This window comes from Parabacteroides sp. Y3-G-102, from assembly GCF_023656845.1.
GTDB lineage: Bacteria > Bacteroidota > Bacteroidia > Bacteroidales > Tannerellaceae > Parabacteroides > Parabacteroides distasonis.
This window is the reverse complement of record NZ_JAMOKU010000032.1, coordinates 36,967-60,066: the sequence shown is the minus strand read 5'-3', so window position 1 is coordinate 60,066 and position 23,100 is coordinate 36,967. Positions and strand designations below refer to the sequence as shown.

18 protein-coding genes are annotated in these 23,100 nt (G+C 46.7%); 15 read left to right on the top strand and 3 right to left on the bottom strand.

Annotation, left to right across the window (positions count from 1 at the left end):
• Positions 1-28 precede the first annotated feature (28 nt).
• The 7 genes from NBH16_RS15800 (at position 29) to NBH16_RS15770 (ending at position 8,641) form a co-directional block, all read left to right on the top strand.
• On the top strand, positions 29-985 hold the full coding sequence (locus NBH16_RS15800; RefSeq protein ID WP_036629346.1) for a hypothetical protein: 957 nt from the start codon (positions 29-31) through the stop codon (positions 983-985).
• 12 nt (positions 986-997) lie between these two features.
• Positions 998-3,160 (top strand): Kelch repeat-containing protein, encoded by a 2,163-nt coding sequence (locus NBH16_RS15795; protein ID WP_250788860.1) that lies wholly within the window; start codon positions 998-1,000, stop codon positions 3,158-3,160.
• A gap of 2 nt (positions 3,161-3,162) precedes the next feature.
• The gene (locus NBH16_RS15790) at positions 3,163-4,059 is read left to right on the top strand and encodes a serine O-acetyltransferase (RefSeq protein WP_005857041.1); all 897 of its coding nucleotides are present in this window, start codon (positions 3,163-3,165) and stop codon (positions 4,057-4,059) included.
• 74 nt (positions 4,060-4,133) lie between these two features.
• Entirely contained in the window at positions 4,134-4,532 is a 399-nt protein-coding gene (locus NBH16_RS15785) for a (2Fe-2S) ferredoxin domain-containing protein (protein ID WP_044546039.1), read from the top strand.
• Positions 4,533-4,553: 21 nt separating this feature from the next.
• The gene (locus NBH16_RS15780; RefSeq protein WP_005862354.1) at positions 4,554-6,344 is read left to right on the top strand and encodes an NADH-ubiquinone oxidoreductase-F iron-sulfur binding region domain-containing protein; all 1,791 of its coding nucleotides are present in this window, start codon (positions 4,554-4,556) and stop codon (positions 6,342-6,344) included.
• A gap of 14 nt (positions 6,345-6,358) precedes the next feature.
• Positions 6,359-8,149 (top strand): NADH-dependent [FeFe] hydrogenase, group A6, encoded by a 1,791-nt coding sequence (locus NBH16_RS15775; protein ID WP_005862352.1) that lies wholly within the window; start codon positions 6,359-6,361, stop codon positions 8,147-8,149.
• A gap of 3 nt (positions 8,150-8,152) precedes the next feature.
• Entirely contained in the window at positions 8,153-8,641 is a 489-nt protein-coding gene (locus NBH16_RS15770) for an NADH-quinone oxidoreductase subunit NuoE family protein (RefSeq protein ID WP_005857033.1), read from the top strand.
• Positions 8,642-8,714: 73 nt separating this feature from the next.
• On the opposite strand, the gene NBH16_RS15765 is transcribed toward NBH16_RS15770, so the two are convergent.
• The gene (locus tag NBH16_RS15765; protein WP_005862349.1) at positions 8,715-9,686 is read right to left on the bottom strand and encodes a TPM domain-containing protein; all 972 of its coding nucleotides are present in this window, start codon (positions 9,684-9,686) and stop codon (positions 8,715-8,717) included.
• 14 nt (positions 9,687-9,700) lie between these two features.
• On the bottom strand, positions 9,701-10,288 hold the full coding sequence (locus NBH16_RS15760) for a LemA family protein (protein WP_122369357.1): 588 nt from the start codon (positions 10,286-10,288) through the stop codon (positions 9,701-9,703).
• A gap of 328 nt (positions 10,289-10,616) precedes the next feature.
• Here NBH16_RS15760 and NBH16_RS15755 point away from each other — a divergent pair, with 328 nt between their 5' ends.
• The 8 genes from NBH16_RS15755 to NBH16_RS15720 all read left to right on the top strand — a co-directional run bounded on the left by NBH16_RS15755 (position 10,617) and on the right by NBH16_RS15720 (position 21,085).
• Positions 10,617-11,996, top strand: coding sequence for a cytochrome c peroxidase (locus NBH16_RS15755; protein WP_009017426.1), 1,380 nt, complete (start codon positions 10,617-10,619; stop codon positions 11,994-11,996).
• 17 nt (positions 11,997-12,013) lie between these two features.
• Complete coding sequence (locus tag NBH16_RS15750; RefSeq protein ID WP_250788859.1) at positions 12,014-12,475, top strand: septal ring lytic transglycosylase RlpA family protein; 462 nt, start codon at positions 12,014-12,016, stop codon at positions 12,473-12,475.
• A 10-nt stretch (positions 12,476-12,485) separates the two neighbouring features.
• A complete protein-coding gene (locus NBH16_RS15745) occupies positions 12,486-13,418 on the top strand; it encodes a UDP-glucuronic acid decarboxylase family protein (protein WP_122297240.1) in 933 nt (310 codons plus the stop codon).
• A gap of 90 nt (positions 13,419-13,508) precedes the next feature.
• Positions 13,509-14,768, top strand: a complete 1,260-nt coding sequence (locus NBH16_RS15740; protein ID WP_122382397.1) for a TolC family protein — start codon at positions 13,509-13,511, stop codon at positions 14,766-14,768.
• A gap of 16 nt (positions 14,769-14,784) precedes the next feature.
• Entirely contained in the window at positions 14,785-15,870 is a 1,086-nt protein-coding gene (locus NBH16_RS15735; RefSeq protein WP_121961134.1) for an efflux RND transporter periplasmic adaptor subunit, read from the top strand.
• A gap of 9 nt (positions 15,871-15,879) precedes the next feature.
• The gene (locus tag NBH16_RS15730) at positions 15,880-19,005 is read left to right on the top strand and encodes an efflux RND transporter permease subunit (RefSeq protein ID WP_250788858.1); all 3,126 of its coding nucleotides are present in this window, start codon (positions 15,880-15,882) and stop codon (positions 19,003-19,005) included.
• A gap of 230 nt (positions 19,006-19,235) precedes the next feature.
• Entirely contained in the window at positions 19,236-19,913 is a 678-nt protein-coding gene (locus tag NBH16_RS15725) for a response regulator transcription factor (RefSeq protein WP_008772182.1), read from the top strand.
• On the top strand, positions 19,910-21,085 hold the full coding sequence (locus NBH16_RS15720; protein ID WP_250788857.1) for a sensor histidine kinase: 1,176 nt from the start codon (positions 19,910-19,912) through the stop codon (positions 21,083-21,085). Before NBH16_RS15725 ends, NBH16_RS15720 begins: the two co-directional genes overlap by 4 nt.
• On the opposite strand, the gene NBH16_RS15715 is transcribed toward NBH16_RS15720, so the two are convergent.
• Positions 21,036-22,994 (bottom strand): biosynthetic peptidoglycan transglycosylase, encoded by a 1,959-nt coding sequence (locus tag NBH16_RS15715; protein WP_333558128.1) that lies wholly within the window; start codon positions 22,992-22,994, stop codon positions 21,036-21,038. The two genes, NBH16_RS15720 and NBH16_RS15715, sit on opposite strands and share 50 nt — an antisense overlap.
• Between the last annotated feature and the right edge of the window lie 106 nt (positions 22,995-23,100).

The following is a 23,100-nucleotide window of genomic DNA, read 5'->3' as shown; positions in this document are numbered from 1 at the left end:
AACAACTAAACATGTATTTACCTATTATATGAAAAGACTTTGGATATTGATGATATGTGCGGTATTTCCCCTCGGACTGCTGGCGCAACAGCGTACGGAATACAACCGTAAGGGAGATGAAGCGATGAAACGTCTTGATTATAGTGACGCTAAAATGTGGTACGAGGAAGGCGTATCGCAATGCGACGCATACAGTATTGATCAGCTGACTACGATTTGGCTTTCCAACGAGCGAATGCGGCCTTCCATGCGTAGCTTGATGAATAAATGTTTAAACTGCCTGACGGTCAAAGCTACGGAAGATGATCCGGATGCCATCTCTAAATTAATCATTTATTATTCGGAAGGTATCGGAACCCCTAAAAGTGAGGAGCTAGCAACCTATTGGAAAGAATACCAAGAGATGTTGTTAAAGCCGGCGGAACCCGAGGCCCAACCGATAGATTCCGCAGCGGTATCCCCTAAGAAACGAATGGAGTTTTTCGCGGGATACTCGTATTCGATCGAATCTCCTTATGGAATCACGGTAGGAGGTATGGGGCAACGCTTCGGTTGGTATGTCCGTTTCAAGACGAATATGTCTTTTATGAATTATACGGACGAATGTAATAACCAAGGGCAGATTATTAAGTTCTCTAATTCGGAAGGGGAATCTTATGAGCTTAATACAGGTAAATCCTCGAAGACAAATAGTATAGCCGGAACGGCCGGTTTAATCGTAAAATGCTTTCCGTGGTTATATGCCTCCGTTGGTTTGGGATATGGTGAAAGAGCTTTACTACATTCGTTCACGACCCATTCCTATGAAAACTACGATAGTACACGAGAGGTATGGTGCCGGAATATTGATTCCTCATACAAAGGGGTCGCTGCCGAGGTTGACTTGATGATGAAAATAACGAACTCTGTATTTATTAGCGTTGGATGCAATACGGTTAATTTTAAGTACTTGGATCTAAACGCTGGCTTAGGTGTATTCTTTTAATATTGATTATTTATGAAACATATATACTCACTCTTCTCTATTCTATTTGCGGCTTTATTAATGGCCGGATGCGTGAATGATCCGGATATAGATGGTGGCATTCGAAACGCTAAAAAACCGTCTGTTAAGACAGACGAGATATTGAAGTCCACGGCTAGTTCCGTGACAGTATCGGGGGAGGTCTTGCAAGAAAACGGCGCTCCCGTGACAGAGGCCGGTTTTTGTTGGAGCACGGAATCTACCTTTACTGTGATAGAGAAAAATAAAAAAGCCGTATCCAAGCGTAAGGTAAAATATGAGGCTACGATCGAGGGCTTAACCAATGATCTGGATTACTATATCCGGGCCTATGCGATCAATGCGGTAGATACCGCTTATGGAGAGATTTTACCTTTTAAGACGAAAGATGGATTAGGAAGCGTTAAGACCTTATTGCCAGTCAACGTGATGTCTACTTCCGTTCAATGTGGAGGTATGATAACCAAACAAGGGGAAGCCGAAATCGAGGAAAGGGGTATTTACTTAATGCTGAATCCGGAGCCTTTAGCATCCGACTCCACGATTCGTATAGACATGGAAGCCGATTCGTTCTATTGTACGATCTCCGATTTAAAACCGGAAACTACCTATTACGTTAGAGCTTACGCAAAAAGTAAATATGGTGAGTATAACGGGGCGAAAGTCGAGACCTTTAAGACCACGAATGGTCGTCCTGTATTAGATGATAACAAATTCAAGAAAATAGCGACAGAGTTTACCTATGCGGAGTTCTCCATGGAAATAATAAGCGAGGGAGATTCTCCGATCACGGCATGTGGTTTCTGCTTTAGTGCTGATAAATCGCCGACAATAGAAAATGGGGATACGATTATTTGCGGAGCGGGTATCGGAGAATTTGCCGGGAAAATCTATGATATGCAACAGCAGAAAGGGTATTACGTACGTGCTTATGCGACAAACGCTTTAGGTACTACCTATAGCGCAGGCGAAGGTATCCATACAATTCTGGAAAGTGAGTTGCCTACAGTCAATACGAAGGAGGTGTCTACTATTAAAAACGGTACCGCATGGGTAGGAGGAGAGGTCTTAGCCGAAGGTGCCTCACCGGTTACAGAGGCTGGTGTATGTTGGGGAACTAGTCCTAGTCCGGCCTTTGGTAATTGTGAAGGAGCGGTAGCTCTTTCTTCCGGTACACAAGCGTTTACGGGTACGATAAAGGAATTGAGAGGAGGCACGAGCTATTATTTAAGGGCTTACGCTAAAAATAAGAATGGTATCGCTTACGGAGAGGAAGTTCGCTTCCAAACTCCGGATATATTTGGAGCAGGGGCAAGGTTTGAGGGAGCTTTCCGGATACCGGGATCTACCTCTTTCTGTACCTTGGCTAATAGCACGGGATTCTTGTTAGGCGGTGACACGGGTAGGGAATACACCGATGAGTTTTGGGGATATATGACCTCTAAGAAAGAATGGTTGCCCTTAAGGTCTCAGCCTGAGAAATTATCGGGCCAAGCATGTTTCAGCATCGGATTTGGCCTATGGACTTTTGGTGGTTTGGATAACACGGGAAAGATATGTGACAGTTTATATGTATACTCCACATCCGATAATTCTTGGAGCGCCGTACAAACAGACCAGCAACGGCCTAAAGGTATGTATCGGGCGGCATGTTGCAGAATGGAAGATCAAGCGTTCCTCATAGGTGGACGTAGAGGTAACGAACTAATCGATGAAGTCTGGACTTATGAACCGAGCGCTTTCGTTTGGAGCAAGAAATCTAATTTCCCGATTAAACAATACGGCGGAATATCCGTTGTAATTGGTGACCGTATATATGCCGGACTGGGGATTATTAATAAAGCGGATCCTTCTTTGGAATATACGACACAGTTTTGGTCTACAGACAAGAACGCTGTAGCTTGGGAAAAGGAGGCTTCGTTCCCCGGAAGGATGCTTTTATGTGCTATCGCTTATGGTAATTATGTATATGGCGTAGACGGGGACGGTTATATTTGGCGCTATGATCCGGACTCTCAGAACTGGAGCCAGAAATCCCAGTTACCAGCGGCTAACAGGTCTGTACATTGCATGTATGTCTTGGATAATTATATCTATATCGGTTTGGGCAATGCCTCTAACTCATTAATCAGTTACGATCCTACTTGGGATAATTAAAGATGAATAGAACAGCGATTTTAGAACAGATACAGAAGAACGTAGAACGGCTGTCGGCTCCTGATCTACCGGAATACAAATATATCCCGTTGCATCAGAAGCCATCGCCTTCAGTCGCTACGTTGCATGAGATCATGCGCCTATTACGTACGGTTATCTTCCCCGGATTCTTTGGTACGGAACAAGAGGCTCAATTAGGCTCTATCCAATATTATACGGGAGTCTATTTGGAAAAGATCTATGATCTCTTACAAGAGCAAATATATAATGGACTTTGTTTTGAGGTAGAGCGTTGTTGTGATTCCAAGGACCGGGCTTCCGAGATCTCGATCGCTTTTATTAACCGGATTCCTCATATCAAATATTTACTGTCCACCGATGTAAAGGCCATCTTGGATGGTGATCCGGCAGCCAAGAGCGTGAGTGAGATTATATTCTGTTATCCGGCGGTCTACGCGCTTTTACATCAACGGGTCGCTCATGAATTATTCGAGCTAGGCGTACCGGTACTCCCGCGTATCATTACGGAAATGGCACACTCGCAAACCGGGATCGACATTCATCCCGGGGCGCAGATCGGAGAATATTTCAGTATCGATCATGGAACGGGTATTGTCGTGGGACAAACCGCCATTATCGGAAACCATGTCCGCCTTTATCAAGGTGTGACGTTAGGAGCCAAGAGTTTTACGCTGGACGAGGAAGGACTTCCGATAGATTTGCCCCGTCACCCGATCATCGAGGATTATGTGACCATTTATTCCAACGCATCGATATTAGGACGGATCACTATTGGCCGAGGATCTATTATCGGGGGTAACATCTGGCTCACCCATAGTGTACCTCCCAATTCCAAGATATCTCAATCACGTGTCGAAGAAAAATTCACGGAAATATGATATTATTTGAAAGAGATTCCGTATGTTTGTGCAAATGACATTACGGTGTTTTCCTTAAATAATAGAATATGACCATGAACAAAGTAAAGACATTAGATGATCTCAAGAAAATGCGTGAATCTCTTCGTGCGTCTTTGGATCTGCGTGAAAAAAGCAATACCCCTGATCAGCTCGTACAAATTAAGGTTTCTATGGCCACTTGCGGTATAGCTGCCGGAGCCAAGGAGATAATGAGTTATTTTATCGAGGTTTTAGACCGGCAGAGAATCGATGCGTTGGTAACTCAAACCGGATGCATGGGCTATTGTTATGCGGAACCGACTATCGAAATCAAGCTTCCGGGTCAGGAGCCGTTGGTATTCGGTTATGTCGATAAGGCAAAAGTAGAAGAGATCATAGACAAGTATATCCGTAAGGGTATCTTGGTAGACGGCATCATTCCTGTAACTTACACCACCGTAAAACCCGAATAAGAAATTTAATATCTTACATAAATGGCACAATACACGAATTATATATTGGTGTGCGGTGGCACAGGTTGCCGTGCATCACAAAGCGAGCAGATCATCGAGAATCTGAGAGCCGCCGTCGAGCAATACGGATTAGAGGATACACAAGTGATCCGTACTGGATGCTTCGGTTTCTGCGAGAAGGGTCCGGTGGTTAAGATGATCCCCGATAACACTTTTTACGTACAAGTTCAACCATCGGATACGGACGAGATCGTACGGGAGCATTTGGTAAAAGGCCGTAAAGTGGAACGGTTACTTTATATGAATCCAGAGAACCGTGAGCTGGTTCCGGACTCCAAGCATATCGGATTCTATAAGAAACAGCTACGAATCGCCCTTCGAAATTGTGGCTTTATCAACCCGGAGAATATCGATGAGTATATCGCTCGTGACGGCTATGTAGCGTTGGGAAAAGCCCTTGTGGAAATGACTCCCGAGGAAGTAATCAAGGAAATCATGGATAGCGGCTTACGAGGTCGTGGCGGTGGTGGTTTCCCCACAGGCTTGAAATGGCAGATTACCCGTAAGGTACAAGCGCCTCAAAAATACGTGGTTTGTAATGCGGACGAGGGCGACCCGGGCGCTTTTATGGATCGCTCCATATTGGAGGGCGACCCGCATTCGATTGTGGAGGCTATGGCGATTAATGGATATTGTACGGGAGCTAGCAAAGGTTTGGTATATATCCGTGCCGAATATCCGCTAGCCGTGGAACGTTTGAAAATAGCCATACGGCAAGCGAAAGAATATGGATTGCTGGGCGAGAATATATTTGGGACTGATTTCTCATTCGATATCGAGATCCGGTACGGTGCCGGAGCTTTTGTTTGTGGAGAGGAGACCGCTTTGATCCACAGTATGGAAGGTTTGCGAGGCGAGGCTACCGTAAAGCCACCGTTCCCTAGTGAACACGGGTATAAAGGTTGTCCGACCAATGTAAATAACGTAGAGACTTATGCGAATATCCCGGTGATCTTGTTAAGAGGCGCTAAATGGTTCAGTAGTATCGGAACGGAGAAAAGCAAAGGAACAAAGGTGTTCGCCTTGGCTGGAAAGGTAAACAATGTAGGTCTGATCGAGGTTCCTATGGGTACGACTTTGCGTGAGGTTATCTTTGGAATTGGGGGAGGTATCAAGGATGGAAAGAAGTTTAAGGCTGTGCAAACCGGTGGCCCGTCAGGAGGTTGCTTGACAGAAAAGCATCTTGATCTTCCTATCGATTATGATAATTTGCTTGCCGCTGGTTCCATGATGGGTTCCGGAGGTATGATCGTCATGGACGAGGATGATTGTATGGTAGCCATGGCTAAGTTCTATCTGGACTTTACGGTCGAGGAATCTTGCGGTAAATGCGCACCGTGCCGTATCGGTAATAAACGCTTACATGAGATATTGCAGAAAATTACGAGTGGAAACGGAACCGAAGAGGATTTGACCCGTCTAAGGAATCTGGCGATGGTGATTAAGGATACCGCTTTATGCGGCTTGGGACAGACTTCCCCGAATCCGGTTTTATCTACGATGGATAATTTCTACGATGAATATCTGGCGCATGTCCGGGAGCATCGTTGTCCGTCTCATCAATGCCGGGAACTTACTCAATATTTCATCAATCCGGAGAAATGTAAAGGATGTACGCTCTGTGCCCGTGTTTGTCCGGTGCACGCAATTACAGGTGGACGGAAAATTCCTCATATTATCGATCCGCAAGCTTGTATCCGTTGCGGTACCTGTATGGAGAAGTGTAAGTTCGGAGCGATTTATGTCCACTAAATTCATTTACAATCATGGAAACAATTAAATTAATCATAGATAATAAAGAGGTGGAAGTGCCGAGAGGAACCACCATTTTAGATGCGGCAAAAAGTGTAGGTATCCATATCCCGACACTCTGTTATATGAAACTGGAGGATTTGCATTATGAGAATAATCCGGGAGCTTGCCGTATTTGTGTCGTAGAGATCGAGGGACGTAGAAATTTAGCCCCATCCTGTAAAATGGAATGTACGGAAGGTATGGTCGTACGGACACATACCCCTCGGGTAATGAATGCCCGCAGGACGGTGATGGAGCTGATCCTCTCGAATCATCCGGCGGAATGCCTGACATGTAGTAGCAACGGACATTGCGAGTTACAAAAGATCGCGCACGACCTAGGAATCCGCGAGATCCGGTATAAGGGAGAAATGTCTACATTTACGATAGATCGTTCCCCTTCTATTGTCCGGAACATGAACAAATGCATCATGTGCCGCCGTTGTGAGACCATGTGCAATACGATACAGACGGTTGGCGCCTTGACTGCCGTGAACCGTGGATTTAACGCGGCCGTATCGACAGCTTTCGAACGGGATATGGCCGGAAGTACCTGTTCTTATTGTGGACAATGCGTATCCGTCTGTCCTGTAAACGCGCTTAGCGGACGTAATACGCAACAGCCGGTCTTGGACGCTTTGGCCGATCCTACTAAAATTGTTATCGCCCAGACAGCGCCGGCGGTTCGCACAGCGTTGGGACGTGATTTCGGGTATGAGCCGGGTACATTGGTTACAGGCAAGATGGTTTCAGCTTTGCGTCAATTGGGTTTTGATTATGTATTCGATACGGACTTTGCCGCCGACTTGACCATTATGGAAGAGGGAACGGAATTATTACATCGCCTAGGTAGTTACCTAAATGGAGACAAAGAGGTGAAAATACCGTTAATGACGAGCTGTTGTCCGGGTTGGGTTAGCTTTGTGGAACAACATTTCCCCGAGTTACGGGATAATTTATCTACAGCCAAGAGCCCGCAGCAAATGTTCGGAGCGATCGCCAAGAGTTATTTCGCCGAGAAGTTGGGAGTGGACCGTAAGGATTTGGTAGTCGTATCTATCATGCCTTGTTTGGCGAAGAAGTATGAGGCTAGCCGCCCGGAGTTTAGCGTGGAAGGTAATCCCGATGTAGATTATTCGATCTATACCCGTGAGTTAGCCCGTTTAATCCGTTATGCAAATATAGATTTCAATGAACTGCCGGATGGTGAGTTCGATCGCCCGTTGGGTGAATCTACCGGAGCGAGCGTGATTTTCGGTACTACCGGCGGTGTTATCGAGGCCGCTTGCCGTACAGCTTATGAATTATATACGAAGAAAAATCTGGATAAAGTGGATTTCGAGGAGTTACGCGGGCTGGAAGGTATTCGTAGCGCTACGATCGATTTTAATGGGACTCCGGTAAAGATCGGTATCGCTCATGGTCTGGGGAATGCCCGCAAATTGATCGAGGAGGTGAAGAACGGTACCTCTCCTTATCATGCGATCGAGGTGATGGCTTGTCCGGGAGGCTGTATCGGCGGTGGCGGACAACCGTTCCACCGAGGCCGTATGGAGGTACTTCGCCGGCGTGCTGCCGCTCTTTACCGGGAAGACGCTAACAAACCGCTTCGCAAGAGCCATGAGAATCCGTATATCCAGCAATTATACAGCGAGTATTTGGGAGAGCCTTGCGGACCGAAAGCCCACAAATTACTGCATACCCATTACATAGATCGTAAGGAAGTAATCGGTATGTATATAGAAACTGAAAAAAGTAAATAAGCCATGAATGAGATACATTTGCCTAAAACAAAAGTAGCGGAGCTACATGCGATATGCGCTGAACGCAACAACGATCCCGGGGAGTTGATCAATATCTTGCACGCCGCCCAAGGCTTGTTCGGATATTTACCACCGGAAGTCCAACAGGTTATCGCCGCCGAATTGAATATCCCGGTCTCAAGGGTATATGGCGTAGTTACTTTTTACTCATTCTTTACGATGACCCCCAAGGGGAAATACCCCATCTCGGTTTGTCTGGGAACGGCCTGTTACGTGCGTGGCGCGGAAAATGTTCTGGAAGAAATGCAACGTCAATTGGAAATAAAGGTAGGAGAGACTACACCGGACGGTTTGTTCTCCTTGGATTGCTTACGCTGTGTCGGTGCTTGCGGATTGGCTCCGGTGGTCATGATCGGCGGGAAGGTCTATGGAAGGGTTACTCCCGAGAAGGTACGGGATATACTTTCCGACTACTATCTGAAAGAGCAATAAGATACGAAAACACAAGCGGTCACATAAGGTTTTACGTGACCGCTTGTATAAAATAATGCGAATAATCGTATTTTCAGAAACGACTGATCGAACCGCCACCCCCGGAGCTTCCACCTCCCCAAGAGCCGCCACCGCCGCCTCCGCTAAAACCTCCGAAACCACCACCGCCCCCCATAATAATAGGGCCACCTCCTCCTCGGTGTATGCGGTCGATAGTACGATTTTTTTTCTCTGTATACCCGCAACTCTTACAGCGATATACATCTTCGGCCAGACCTTCCGAAAAACGAGTCGCTTCCCGGATCACCTGCTGCCCCATATACACAAAGGTTTTCTTTCCACAACGGGGGCATGCCTTCGGACGATACTTTAAGTATGCGATAAACGCCGAGAAACCGATCATCCCGATAATCCCCACCACGAATATCCACATAAAATCATCATCGGACGAGGAAGAAGAACGGTTGCCAGTCATGCCTGCCCGTTCATAGTCGCTGGACATTAAATACTTGGTAACCGCCATGACTCCTTTCAACATGCCGGCGCTATAATCCCCGGCCTTTAGATCGGGCATCATATACCGCTGCTGGAGCCGGTAGCAAATCGCATCGGGTAAGACACCCTCGATGCCATATCCCGTCTCGAAAACGACCGAACGTTGGGAAGGTTCCGTCACCAACTGGATCAATAAACCATTATCCTTGCTCTTCTGCCCCAAGCCCCAATGCTTAAATAGATCTGTGGCGAACATCCGGGCATCCTGATCCCCGATGCTATTCACGGCAACGACAGCTACCTCGATACCGAGACTATCTTCCACTACATTTAATAATTGATTGATACGTGCCGCGTCATCCGGGGTAATGATACCATCCGGATTACTGACATGGTTCAACCGGTTGGAAAGACGTACGTTCGGAATGGTCTCGATCGAATAATCCTTTGCCGCGAAAATAGAAGAGGCAAAACCAACCAGCAATAAACTGATCCATAAAAGGCTTACCGGACACTTGCGCCTAGATCTTATATTCTTTATCTCACTCATTCAGCGAATGGCTATTAGAATTCTACCTTAGGAGCCTTTTCCGCACCGGATTCAGCGGCGAAATAAGCTTTCGATTGGAAGCCGAACATTCCGGACAAAATATTGTTCGGGAATTGGCGAATATAGGTATTATAAGACTGAGCTACCTCATTAAAACGTTTACGCTCTACTGAGATACGATTTTCGGTCCCTTCCAATTGCGCTTGAAGCTCCATAAAGTTTTGATTCGCTTTTAAGTCTGGATAACGCTCTAAAACAAGCATCAAACGGGAGAGGGCATTTCCTAACTCACCCTGTGCGGACTGGAATTTCTTCAAGGATTCCTCAGTAAGGTTAGAAGGATCAATCGTAGTCTTCGTCGCCTCGGCACGAGCGTTGACCACACCTTCTAAAGTCTCTTTCTCATGCGCGGCGTATCCTTTTACCGTATTTACCAGATTCGGGATCAAATCCATACGGCGTTGATATTGGTTCTCAACTTGGCTCCATGCGTTTTTCACGCCTTCGTCTTGAGTTACCATATTATTATACACGCCTTTCACCCAAAAGAATAATATCGCTACGATAGCGATGATAATCCATACAACTTTGTTCTTAAACATCTTTGCCTTATAATTTATTGATTATACATAATGAGACAAAGCTATATAAAAAAATCGGATTATCCACATAGCGATTGGCGGCTGCTTATAACTGCGATTGTTAGCTGCTTATAATGGGCATTGTAACATCCTTATATTGCCCATTGTTAGAACCTCATACTGGGCATTATAGGAAGGAGCTTGCCGCAATGCTGCGGATGGAAGCCCACCGCATAGATTCTATTTATCTTCCCATAGATAAAACTGATCAATGAAATCCAAGGCTTTTAGGGTACATGTAAGTGAATTGTTCTATATTTGCACTTAATAAATCTAAATAAATATAGTTATGCGTAAAACAATTTATGCTAAAATGACGGCATTACCGGTAGGACTCTGCGCTTTAGCCTTTGCGGTTACCTCGTGCGGTTCTTCCGAATACAAGAAATTTGCCGACAATGAAGGTAAGCAAGTGGCCTCTATCCTGCGGGAAAACGACTGTTTGGCCTGCCACTCTGAAAATGCGCCTCTGCCATTTTACGGTAATTTACCGTTGATCGGTCCCGTAGTACAGGCAGACATGAAGGAGGCCGTTCACTATGTGGACTTGACTGCTATGGTGGAAGCCTTGGAGAACGGGCAGCCCGTTTCAGAGGTTGATTTGGCGAAGGTGGAGAATACGGCCCTAAGCGGCTCTATGCCCCCGGCTAAGTATTCCCATATGCCGATGCACTGGGGAACCAGCCTTGACGACAATGAGAAAGCGGTGATCATTTCATGGGCGAAGAATGTCCGTAAAGATCGTTTCACGACCGAAACCGTAGCGGAAGAATTTAAGAATGAGCCTCTTCAGCCTCTAATGAAGAGCTTGCCTACAGATCCGGCAAAGGTAGAGTTGGGTTTTGCCCTGTATCATGATACTCGTTTGTCTGCGGACAATACGATCTCTTGCGCTACTTGCCACGGATTGAACACAGGTGGTGTAGACCGTAAGCAATATTCGGAAGGTATTAATGGACAGTTCGGTGGTGTTAACGCTCCGACCGTATATAATGCGGCGCTTAATTTCGTTCAATTTTGGGACGGACGTGCGGCAGACCTAAAAGAGCAAGCGGCTGGTCCTCCATTAAACCCAGTGGAAATGGGTTGTACCTCATTCGACCAGATTTGCGAGGCTTTAGCGCAAGATAAGGATTTCACGAAGAAATTCACGGAAGTGTATCCGGAAGGTTATTCTCAATCTACGATCACGGACGCTATCGCTGAGTTTGAGAAGACCTTGCTTACGCCGAGTCGTTTCGACAAATACTTGATGGGAGATAAAAACGCGCTTACAGCGGAAGAATTAGAGGGCTATCAACTATTCAAGGACAATAAATGCGCTACTTGCCACGTTGGTGTAAATGTCGGTGGTCAATCTTACGAGTTCATGGGTATCAAGAACAGCTATTTCGATTACCGGAATACAGGGTTGACGGACGGTGATAACGGACGCTATGCCGTGACTAAGAAAGAATCCGATCGTCATAAGTTCAAAACCCCGACACTTCGTAACGTGATGCTGACTTATCCGTACATGCACGACGGAACGGTAGCCTCTGTAGAGGATGCGATCCGTATCATGCATGAGTTCCAGATCGGAAAGGAGATCAATGATGTAGAAGTTGAAAAAATCGTTGTTTTTCTAAGGACTTTGAACGGAGAATATAATGGAAAAATGCTTCAATAATTGATTAAAAAAGGTACATGTCCTTCCGCTTGTTCTACATATTACTTATATTTGCCGCAGTTAAGTGTGGAGAAGGAATATGGGCACAGGAGGAAGGACTTGCTTCGTATTACCATCATCGTTTCCACGGCAGGAAATCATCCAGTGGAAGGGTTCATGATAAAGAAGAATTAGTCGCCGCGCATCGTACGTATCCTTTTGGTACTTTTTTAAGAGTCAAGAACTTGGAGAATATGAAAAGTACCATTGTATGCGTAACGGATCGTGGACCTCGTTATAGAAAACGAATCATTGATGTATCAGCGAGCGCCGCCGAGATATTGGATTTTATCGATAAAGGTGTCGCTAAGGTACGGATAGAAGTCGTTCCCGGCCCCTTAGACCTCCGCTATCTGGACTTGATCTATCCTAAGATTCCTTATCTGGATATAGATTATTTACGTCCGGATCCACCTTATAGGGTGAAATTCACGAAATAAATTTAATATAATGAAGCAAATACTTATCACCGGGGGCGCCGGCTTTATCGGTTCTCATTTATGTGCCCGTCTTTTAGAAGAAGGAAATGAAGTAATTTGTCTGGATAACTATTTTACGGGAAGTAAGGAGAATGTGATTCCTCTGCTGAAAAATCCACATTTCGAGTTGATCAGGCATGATGTTTCTATACCGTTCCAAGCCGAGGTCGATGAGATTTATAATTTGGCATGTCCCGCATCTCCAGTTTATTATCAAATAGATCCGATACAGACGATCAAGACATCCGTGTTAGGAGCGGTCAATATGTTAGGTCTGGCAAAACGGGTGAACGCTAAGATATTACAAGCATCTACCAGTGAGGTGTATGGAGATCCCATGATACACCCGCAGCCGGAAAGCTATTGGGGAAATGTCAACCTGATAGGGCCTCGCTCTTGTTATGACGAGGGCAAGCGTTGCGCCGAGACCTTATTTATGGATTACCATCGCCAAAACAAGGTTCGCATTAAAATCATCCGCATCTTTAATACGTATGGGCCTAATATGAGTACGAACGATGGCCGTGTCGTCTCTAATTTCATTATACAGGCATTACAAAATAAGGACATTACGATTTATGGGGATGGAAACCAAACTCGTAGTTTCCAATATGTAGACGATTTGATCGAGGGGATGATTCGTATGATGAATACCTCGGATGATTTTATCGGTCCGGTAAATATCGGAAATCCGGGAGAGTTCTCGATGAACGAGTTGGCCAAGATCGTGATCCGTTTGACAAACTCCTCCTCTAAGATCGTATACCGCCCGTTGCCGGGAGACGATCCCAAGCAACGTAAGCCCGATATTACGTTGGCCAAAGAGAAATTAGATGGGTGGGAACCTACGGTTTGTTTGGAGGAAGGATTAAAGAAAACGATATTATACTTTAAATCTCTCTAATAAATTTCTAATTTGGCCTAAGAGTATTCTAACTAAATATTCATAAGCGATAAAAGAGTGACTTCTACCTTTGCGTAAAATTTAACGCAAATGGACAGACAAGTCACTCTTTTACTTTTTTTATCTCTTCTTTTCTCTGGGGCAAAAGCCTCTGTTGTCTCCCTCTCCTTGAAAGAGTCCGAGCAACGTTTCTCTGAGCACAATCTGGAAGTGATAGCCGAACGGTATAATATCGATATAGCCGAGGCCCAAGTAGTACAGGCCAAACTTTTCGAGAATCCCGTGGTCTCTTTGGAGCAAAATGTTTATAACCGGTTGAACGGACATTACTTTGATTTCGGGAAACAAGGGGAAACGATCGTAGAGGTGGAACAGTTGATCTATATCGCCGGACAGCGAAACAAACGTGTCCGTTTGGAGAAGATCCATAAGGAAATGGCCCTTTACCAATTCGAGGAAGTATTAAGAACCCTCCGGAGCGAGTTGAAGGAGAAATTCGTAACGCTTTATTTCACCCGGAAATCCCAATCCATTTACGATCGTGAGATCGATTCTTTGGCTCATCTGCTGGAGGTTCTCAAGGAGCAGAATGAGAAAGGGAATGTTTCTTTATTAGAGAAGTCCCGTATCGAGGCCCTATTGCTTTCCTTGCGGCAAGAGCGGAATGATATCGCCAATCAAGCAATCTCCCTTCAAGGAGACATGCGGCTTTTACTAGGAATATCCGGCAATGATACCTTCGAGCCGATATTCGATGAGTCTGTGTTGAACCAGATCGATATGGACTCCGTCCCTTTCTCAGAATTGACCTCTTTATTATACGAACGTCCGGATCTTAAGTTGGCGCAAGTAAGCATCAAGGCTTCGGAGGCGGACGTGAGATTACAACGTTCCCTCGCTTTCCCGGAAGTGAGCGTAAAGGGTACGTATGATAAGGCCGGTAACTTTATCAATGATTATTGGGCGATCGGATTGAGCGTCTCCCTTCCTATATTTAACCGGAATCAAGGGAATATCCGGGCGGCGAAAATATCTGTCGCTCAAAAGGCCCATAAGGAAGAATACGCACGCCGCCAGGCCGAGAATGAATTATTCACCAGCTATGCCCGATTGGAAAAGGCGATTCAGCTTTATCGTTCCTCGAACTATGGATTGGAGAAGGATTTCGCCTTGATTATCGAAGGCGTGAACTTGAATTTCCAAAAACGGAATATCAGTCTCCTTGAGTTTATCGATTATTATGAGACCTACAAAACAACCTGCTTGCAACTTTACCAAACTCAAAAAGAAGTGTTACTGGCCTTGGAGGAGGTAAATACCGTAACGGGTAGCCATGTATTCAACTATTAAAAGCAAATCAAACGATATGAATAAGCATCTAATCACATGCATCCTTTTAGTACCCTTGGTATGTTCCTGCGGGAAACAGGCGACCACCTCGGTCGATACCCGGGAACCTTTACTATTAAATGACAGTTTACAGGAGATTATAACACTGGATACGGTTCGTGACACACCATTAACCAACGAGTTATTGCTCAATGGCCGTGTCAGTTTCAATCCAGAGCGAGTGGCCCATGTGTATCCGATATTTGGTGGAAATGTCACCTCCATTCATGCGGAAGTTGGCGATTACGTAGGGAAAGGAGATGTCCTAGCGGTGATCCGGAGCGGCGAGATCGCTGATATCGACAAGCAGCGAAAGGAGGCCGAGCATCAACTGGCTATCGCTAACCGTAACTTGGAGGCTACCCAAGATATGGCCCGGAGCGGTATGGCTTCCGACCGGGACTTCCTGCAAGCCCAGCAAGAGCAAGCCGATGCCGAGGCCGAGACCAAACGTATCCAAGAAATGTATTCTATTTATAACATAACAGACCCATCTACCTATGTGGTGAAAGCGCCGGTCTCCGGCTTTATCATCGATAAGAATATAAACCGGGATATGCAGATCCGTTCTGATCAAGGGGAGGAGATGTTTACCATTTCCGGTCTCGACGATGTCTGGGTGATGGCCGATGTCTATGAGGGAGATATCAGCAAGGTAAAAGAGGGGGCTACCGTTCGTATCACCACTTTGGCCTATAAGGATATGGAGTTTACGGGAACGATTGATAAGGTCTATCATATGCTAGACCGAGAAAGTAAGACCATGAGCGTAAGAGTCAAATTAAGGAACGAGAAGTATATGCTTAAACCCGGAATGTTTACGAACGTATATGTACAGAGCGCGGTAAAAGGAGAAAGTATGCCTTGCGTAAACGCCCATGCCGTGATTTTCGAGGATGGTAAAGAATACGTTGTCTATGTCTCGAAGGAGGGATATTTGCAAATGCGTGAGATCTCGGTGTATAAGCAAACCGAGAAGTTCTGTTACCTGCGATCCGGCTTGAAGGATGGGGATCGGATCGTAGATCGGAACGCTCTTTTGGTGTATAACGAATTAAAGTAACCAGACGATATGCACACATTCATAGATAATATCATAACGTTCTCCCTCCGGAACAAATTCTTTATCTTCTTCTGTACCACGATCGCCGTAATCGCCGGTATCACCAGCTTTATCCATACGCCGATCGACGCATTTCCGGATGTGACGAATACGAAAGTGACGATTATCACCCAATGGCCGGGCAGGAGCGCCGAGGAGATCGAGAAGTTTATCACGATCCCGATCGAGATCGCCATGAACCCGGTACAGAAAAAGACGGATATCCGGAGCACGACCCTTTTCGGGCTTTCCGTCATCAACGTGATGTTCGAAGATAAGGTGGATGATTTCTTCGCCCGCCAGCAAGTTTATAATCTCTTGAACGACGCCGACCTGCCGGAAGGGGTCACGCCGGAAGTGCAGCCCTTATATGGTCCGACCGGCGAGATCTTCCGCTATACATTATGTAGCGATAAGCGTTCCGTCCGGGAATTGAAGACTTTGCAGGATTGGGTGATCGAGCGGAAGTTGCGGGCCGTACCCGGTGTAGCGGATATCGTCAGCTTCGGAGGAGAAGTAAAGACTTTCGAGGTTAGCGTCAACCCGAATCAACTGATCAGTTACGGGGTAACGACCTTGGAACTTTATGACGCTATCGCGAAAAGTAATATCAACGTAGGCGGCGACGTGATCACGAAAAGCTCGCAAGCCTATGTCGTGCGGGGTATTGGCTTGATTAACGATATAAAAGAGATCGAGAATATCGTCGTAAAGAATATCAATGGCACGCCAATCCTTGTCAAGCACTTGGCTACCGTACACGAATCCAGTCTTCCCCGCCTAGGGCAAGTCGGCCGCATGGAGGAAGATGATGTCGTACAAGGCATCGTTGTCATGCGAAAAGGGGAGAACCCCGGCGAGGTAATCGCCGCCTTGAAGGATAAGATCAAGGATATCCAACAAAACGCCTTGCCGGAAGACGTGCGAATCGTATCGTTCTACGATCGTGAGAATCTGGTAGATCTGGCGGTCAAGACCGTAACACATAATCTGGCGGAAGGTATTCTGCTGGTAACTTTCATCGTATTAATCTTCATGGCGGATTGGCGTACGACGGTGATCGTGTCGATCATTATCCCGTTGGCACTCCTCTTCGCCTTTATTTGTCTCCGGGCGATGGGGATGAGCGCCAACCTCTTATCTATGGGAGCGATCGACTTCGGTATTATTATCGATGGCGCCGTCGTGATGGTGGAGGGGCTTTTCGTGGCATTGGACCGGAAAGCCCGTGAAGTAGGCATGCCCGCTTTCAATTTGATGAGTAAGATGGGTATTATCCGTCATACGGCGAAGGACCGTGCGAAAGCGGTTTTCTTCTCTAAGCTGATTATCATCACCGCCTTGGTCCCGATCTTCTCTTTCCAGAAGGTGGAAGGAAAGATGTTCAGCCCGCTCGCTTATACCTTGGGGTTCGCCTTGTTGGGAGCGTTGATCTTTACGTTGACATTGGTACCCGTCCTATCTTCCATGCTATTAAAGAAAGAGGTGCGTGAGAAACATAATCCGTTCCTCGCGTGGATCAATCGGAAGTCGATCGGTATTTTCGACTGGTGCCACGCCCGTAAGAAGCGGACGATCACGTTCGCCACGCTGGTAGCTGCCATAGGTATCTGGTGCTTCACCTTGTTGGGCAGCGAGTTTCTCCCGCAACTGAACGAGGGCTCTATTTATATCCGTGCGACCTTACCGCAAAGTATATCTTTGGATGAATCCGTTACGTTGGCCAACCAGATGCGCCGGAAGCTGGCGGCTTATCCGGAGGTTCGTCAGGTCTTATCGCAAACCGGCCGGCCGAACGATGGCACGGACGCGACAGGTTTCTACAACATCGAGTTTCATGTGGATATATATCCCGAGAAAGAGTGGGAAAGCGAACGCTCGAAAGCGGGTCTGATCGAGAAGATGCAAGAGGATCTGGCGATCTATCCGGGCGTGGATTTTAACTTCTCGCAGCCTATCTCGGACAATGTAGAGGAAGCGGCCAGCGGCGTGAAGGGTTCCATCGCCGTGAAGGTCTTCGGTAAGAACCTGTACGAGTCGGAGAAGAAGGCGGTAGAGGTTTTCAAGGTCTTGGAGACCGTAGACGGTATCGAGGATCTGGGCGTTATCCGGAATATCGGCCAGCCGGAGCTGCGGATCGAGTTGAACGAGTCTCGTTTAGCCCGCTACGGCGTGGCCAAGGAGGATGTACAATCCATTATCGAGATGGCGATAGGAGGTAAGAGCGCCTCCCTGCTTTATGAGGACGAGCGTAAGTTCAATATCATGGTCCGCTACGAATCCGCTTTCCGCCGTAGCGAGAATGAGATAGGCAAGATACTGGTTCCGGCGAAGGATGGTTCCATGATTCCTATCCGCGAGCTGGCGGATATCCATACGATTACCGGCCCGTTGATTATCTACCGGGATAACCACGCTCGTTTCTGCGCCGTGAAATTCTCGGTCCGGGGCCGCGACATGGGTAGCGCCGTGGCTGAAGCCCAGCGGAAAGTGGAGAGGCAGGTAAAGCTCCCCGAAGGCTATACCTTGAAATGGACCGGAGATTTCGAGAACCAACAACGGGCTACCAAACGCTTGGCCCAAGTCGTCCCCGTAAGTATAGCGATCATCTTCGTGATCCTATTCGTCCTTTTCGGCAACGCCCGGGATGCCGGACTGGTCTTATTAAACGTGCCTTACGCCGCCGTCGGAGGTATCTTGGCCCTATTAATCACGAGTTTCAACTTCTCGATCTCCGCCGGTATCGGCTTTATCGCCCTCTTCGGTATCTGTATACAGAATGGCGTGATCATGATATCGGACATCAAGAATAACCTGCGGGAGAGGCATCCTCTGGAAGATTCGATCAAGATGAGCGTGAAATCAAGGGTACGTTCCGTATTAATGACCGCCTCCATGGCCGCTATCGGCCTGCTTCCGGCCGCCTTGAGCCACGGTATCGGATCGGAAAGCCAGCGTCCTTTGGCGATCGTGATCATTGGCGGATTAATAGGGGCCACGTTCTTCACCCTCTTTGTCTTCCCGCTGATGGTGGAGGCTTTTTATCGACGAATGCTTTATGATAAGAACGGTAAATTAGTGCAACGTAGGTTGTAATTGCTATATTTGTAGCAAGAAAGTCCGGAACTATTAGGGAGGGCGACTGGAGTTATTATGCGAAAGGATTATACTTACTGATCTTTTCACGGCCGTGAAAAGATCATATCACAGAGGTGAAACGATCGTGTCACAACCGTGAAAAGAACGTTTCACCTCTGTGATACGATTAGCATCATCCTGAGTACGCATTACTAATGATGGACATTCTTATTAATACATACGATACAATGGCGAAGATATTATTAGTAGAAGACGAGATAAACATCGCCTCTTTTATAGAAAGAGGCTTGCGGGAGTTCGGGCATGAGGTATATGTCGCTTATGACGGTGCCGCTGGTTGGGAACTGACACAGAAGAACGATTTCCAATTGCTGATTCTGGATATTATAATGCCGAAGATGAATGGCCTGCAACTTTGCAAACAGTACCGGCAACGGTTCGGTTACCATGCCCCCGTGATTATGCTGACCGCCTTGGGAACCACCGAGGATATCGTTAGCGGGCTGGATGCCGGGGCGGATGATTATCTGGTAAAACCTTTCAGCTTCCAAGAGCTCGAGGCCCGCATAAAGGCGTTATTACGTCGATCGGGAAACGAATCCGTCCATATGGCTCTCCGGTGCGGAGATCTGGTCTTAGATCCTCCAAGCCATCGGGCTATACGGAATGGGCAGGTCATCGATTTGACCGTAAAGGAATATAGGCTCTTGGAATATTTCATACAGAACCAAGGAACGGCCTTGAGCCGGATGAACTTGCTAAAGAATGTCTGGGACAAGGATTTCGATACCAATACGAACGTGGTCGATGTTTACGTGAATTATTTGCGCACGAAGATAGACAAAGACTTCGAACCTAAGCTAATCCATACCGTGGTGGGTGTGGGCTATATGATGGAAGCATGAAGACAGGAAACAAGATCGCTCTCTTTTACTCGGCCATTACCATAGGCGTGATAGCCGTCGTGACGCTTGTCTTCTATTGGGTTTCCACGAGCTATATCTCTCGCCTGTACTATTCTTACCTGACGGAAAAAGCCTATGCCACGGCACAGAAGCATTGGGAGAAGGACGAGACCGACGACGAGAGCTATGCCCGTATCCAACAGCGTTACGAGGAAACCCTTCCCGTCGCTACCGAGATATTGCTGAACGCCGATAGCTTGGAGACCCGGCAAGTGCTGTCCCGTTATCTGGACGCCACGCAGGTGAGATCTCTATACCAAGAGGATATCGTTCACTTCAAGCACGATACGCAAATGGGAGCGGCTTTGTATTATCCCGACAACGAGGGGAATTTCATCGTGATTGTCCTTTCCGGGAATCAGTATGGGATGGATATCCAGCATCGGATCGGCTGGCTGTTGCTGGGATTGATATTGGTTAGCTCGGTATTGATCTATTTTGTCGGCAGACTATACGCGACCCGGATGGTAGACCGGATCGACGCTGCTTACCAAAGTGAGAAAGCGTTTATCAGCAACGCCTCGCATGAGTTGAACAATCCACTGACAGCCATTCAAGGCGAATGCGAGATCAGCCTGCTGAAAGAGCGCTCCCCGGAGGAATACCAAGCGGCATTAAGACGTATCGCCACGGAGACGAGCCGTATCATACAATTGATCAAACACCTGCTGTTCCTGTCGCACGGGGATAAGGAGATCCAGAAAAGCGCGATGGAGACGATCTTCCTAGCGGACTTCTTGATGCAGTTCTCCTCGGCCCGGATCTCGTTCTCCCCGGATAATTTCTCTTATATGATCAGTGCCAATCCCTATTTATTGAAGATAGCGATCAAGAATATCTTGAGCAACGCCTGTAAGTATTCGAACGATAAACCGGTAGAGATGCGGCTTCGAGGCAGTGTCTTGACCATATCCGACCGAGGTATCGGCATTCCTCCCGAGGAGTTGAAACGAATCTTCCAGCCCTTTTACCGGGCGAGCAATACCCGGGAATACGCCGGGCATGGTGTCGGGCTAAGCCTCTCGCTACGCATATTGAGCACCTATGGGGCGAAGGTGAATATTACTTCTGATCTAGGAATTGGGACGAGCGTGGAGATCGACTTTGGGTAGCCGTCAGGTATTCTTTAGCCGGACCTGTTATTTCGACAGACTCCGGCGTTACCCCTACCGCCTCTTCCGAAGATATAAGTCTGCGATCTACCAAGCGATCCAGTATTACCCTGTAAAAATCCTCATAATACGGCTTCAACCGCAACCCGTCGAAGCAATAGCGGACCTGTTTGGGCTTGGGGATAATGCTGGCCATAAAAATACACTCGGCAAGGTTTAACTGGGAAGGTTCCTTCGCGAAATAATAACGTGAGGCCTCGGCGGCTCCATAAATCATGGGGCCCCATTCGGCGATGTTCAGATAAACCTCAAACATCCGCTCTTTAGAGGTCAGATGATCGCTCTCGATCAGCCATACGATTAACATTTCCTCCAGCTTGCGGGCGATCGTCTTATTACGGCTCAAGAATACATTCTTCACCAATTGCATGCTGAGCGTACTGCCGCCACGGGCGAAACGTCGTTCCTTGATATCCTGTATCAACGATTCCCGGATAGCGCTTGGAATAAAACCGTTGTGATAAAAGAAGCCGGCATCCTCACTCTGCATGATCGCTAAAGGAAGATAACGGGATACGGCGTTGAACGGGCGGAAAGAGGGATTCGCCGGACCGATCTCGAAAGAGCGTACCGGCTCGCCTTGCTCATAGACAGTATATTCAAATGGCTCATTCATCTTCCGCAAATCCGTATTCCCATAGGCAAGGATCTGGAAGTCCTTCGCTTTCAAAGTAGATTCCAAGATCAAGCTGTCTACCTGTCCGAAATCCAGATCCAATCGAAAATGATAGGAGAGGGTACCTTCTGTTCTCAGGCCTTCCAGATTGTAGAATAAGCCTTTAGGCAGGGAGGAGAACAGTTGATCCGCAGGGAAATCCCTTTTATTCACAGAGGCCGTGATTTGCCAACTGGTATCTTTAACGATCTTCAGATAAGGATGGAAATCCAGATGATTAAACCGGATATCACTGACGCTATCTAATTCGATATAGTTCTTACCGATGTTTGTCCGGAAGTGTATAGAGCCTTTATCCAGTAAGACCGTGTCCGGAGATATACGCTCTTGGTGGATGGTAAGCCCGCTCACATAGGCGCTTCCGAGTAAGGATTGTATGTCTTCTTCTATTTTAGGTCCCTTAAGCTCGAAGGCCAAGGTGTCGAAACGTACCGATGCCCCCCAACGATATTCCAGAAAAGGAAGAGGAATCTTCGTATGCTCGTCGGCGTAGAGACGGGCTTTCACGAGTCGCTCCTTATCAGAGAGAGAGCCTTCGCAAATCCATTCGCTACGAACTCCGTTCTCCGTGCTGTTTATATGCGTAGAGAATTGATTGTTAGCAAGATTGAGTTCGGGTATCTCTAGTATTAGTTCATCTCCTTTATTACTATAAGAAACACATAAATCATGTACCAAGGCATTTCCGGGCAATAAATTGAAAAGTAGACTAAGGGAGCGTTCAGCCTTGCGTGCGTAATCCCGTTCCTTATCATCTACAGCTGTTTCCACTGGCTCACCTGGGTGATTCGATGGTTTATAAAGGAAATCAAAATTAGCTCTCTCTCCCTTCTTAATAAAATGAATATGCAAATTATCCGCTTGTACACTCTCTATGGAAGGGGTAAGTAGCAATAATCTGCCAAGCTCCAGTTTCGCTTGAAGCCTGTCCGCATGTATCAACGTATCAGCGTCAACCGGGATAACGGTCAATCCCTCCATACGTACGGTACTCAGCCCCATCAACCGGATCTTATCATAGCGTATGTCAAGATGATGCCTTTCGGCAAGTTTACTCAATTTATGTCCCGCATACGCCCCTAAGATCAAGTCGATGCCCCAAAATGCCATAAACAAGAGAAAGCCAATAAAAATAAGAACTGCTATAAAAGATCTTTTATGGGATTGATTCATGCTCATCTATATTGTTACCCAGCGGACAAAAGTACTATAATTAAACGAATGGATTTCTTTTTCGATAAACAATCAAGGGCTTAATTTAGTTATATTAAAAAACTAA

Coding starts and splice junctions, on each gene's coding strand:
- NBH16_RS15775 (WP_005862352.1), top strand. CDS start 6,359: ATGGAAACAATTAAATTAATCATAGATAATAAAGAGGTGGAAGTGCCG.
- NBH16_RS15795 (WP_250788860.1), top strand. CDS start 998: ATGAAACATATATACTCACTCTTCTCTATTCTATTTGCGGCTTTATTA.
- NBH16_RS15720 (WP_250788857.1), top strand. CDS start 19,910: ATGAAGACAGGAAACAAGATCGCTCTCTTTTACTCGGCCATTACCATA.
- NBH16_RS15765 (WP_005862349.1), bottom strand. CDS start 9,686: ATGAGTGAGATAAAGAATATAAGATCTAGGCGCAAGTGTCCGGTAAGC.
- NBH16_RS15760 (WP_122369357.1), bottom strand. CDS start 10,288: ATGTTTAAGAACAAAGTTGTATGGATTATCATCGCTATCGTAGCGATA.
- NBH16_RS15790 (WP_005857041.1), top strand. CDS start 3,163: ATGAATAGAACAGCGATTTTAGAACAGATACAGAAGAACGTAGAACGG.
- NBH16_RS15785 (WP_044546039.1), top strand. CDS start 4,134: ATGAACAAAGTAAAGACATTAGATGATCTCAAGAAAATGCGTGAATCT.
- NBH16_RS15800 (WP_036629346.1), top strand. CDS start 29: ATGAAAAGACTTTGGATATTGATGATATGTGCGGTATTTCCCCTCGGA.
- NBH16_RS15740 (WP_122382397.1), top strand. CDS start 13,509: ATGGACAGACAAGTCACTCTTTTACTTTTTTTATCTCTTCTTTTCTCT.
- NBH16_RS15730 (WP_250788858.1), top strand. CDS start 15,880: ATGCACACATTCATAGATAATATCATAACGTTCTCCCTCCGGAACAAA.
- NBH16_RS15770 (WP_005857033.1), top strand. CDS start 8,153: ATGAATGAGATACATTTGCCTAAAACAAAAGTAGCGGAGCTACATGCG.
- NBH16_RS15750 (WP_250788859.1), top strand. CDS start 12,014: ATGTCCTTCCGCTTGTTCTACATATTACTTATATTTGCCGCAGTTAAG.
- NBH16_RS15735 (WP_121961134.1), top strand. CDS start 14,785: ATGAATAAGCATCTAATCACATGCATCCTTTTAGTACCCTTGGTATGT.
- NBH16_RS15755 (WP_009017426.1), top strand. CDS start 10,617: ATGCGTAAAACAATTTATGCTAAAATGACGGCATTACCGGTAGGACTC.
- NBH16_RS15780 (WP_005862354.1), top strand. CDS start 4,554: ATGGCACAATACACGAATTATATATTGGTGTGCGGTGGCACAGGTTGC.
- NBH16_RS15745 (WP_122297240.1), top strand. CDS start 12,486: ATGAAGCAAATACTTATCACCGGGGGCGCCGGCTTTATCGGTTCTCAT.
- NBH16_RS15725 (WP_008772182.1), top strand. CDS start 19,236: ATGGCGAAGATATTATTAGTAGAAGACGAGATAAACATCGCCTCTTTT.
- NBH16_RS15715 (WP_333558128.1), bottom strand. CDS start 22,994: ATGAATCAATCCCATAAAAGATCTTTTATAGCAGTTCTTATTTTTATT.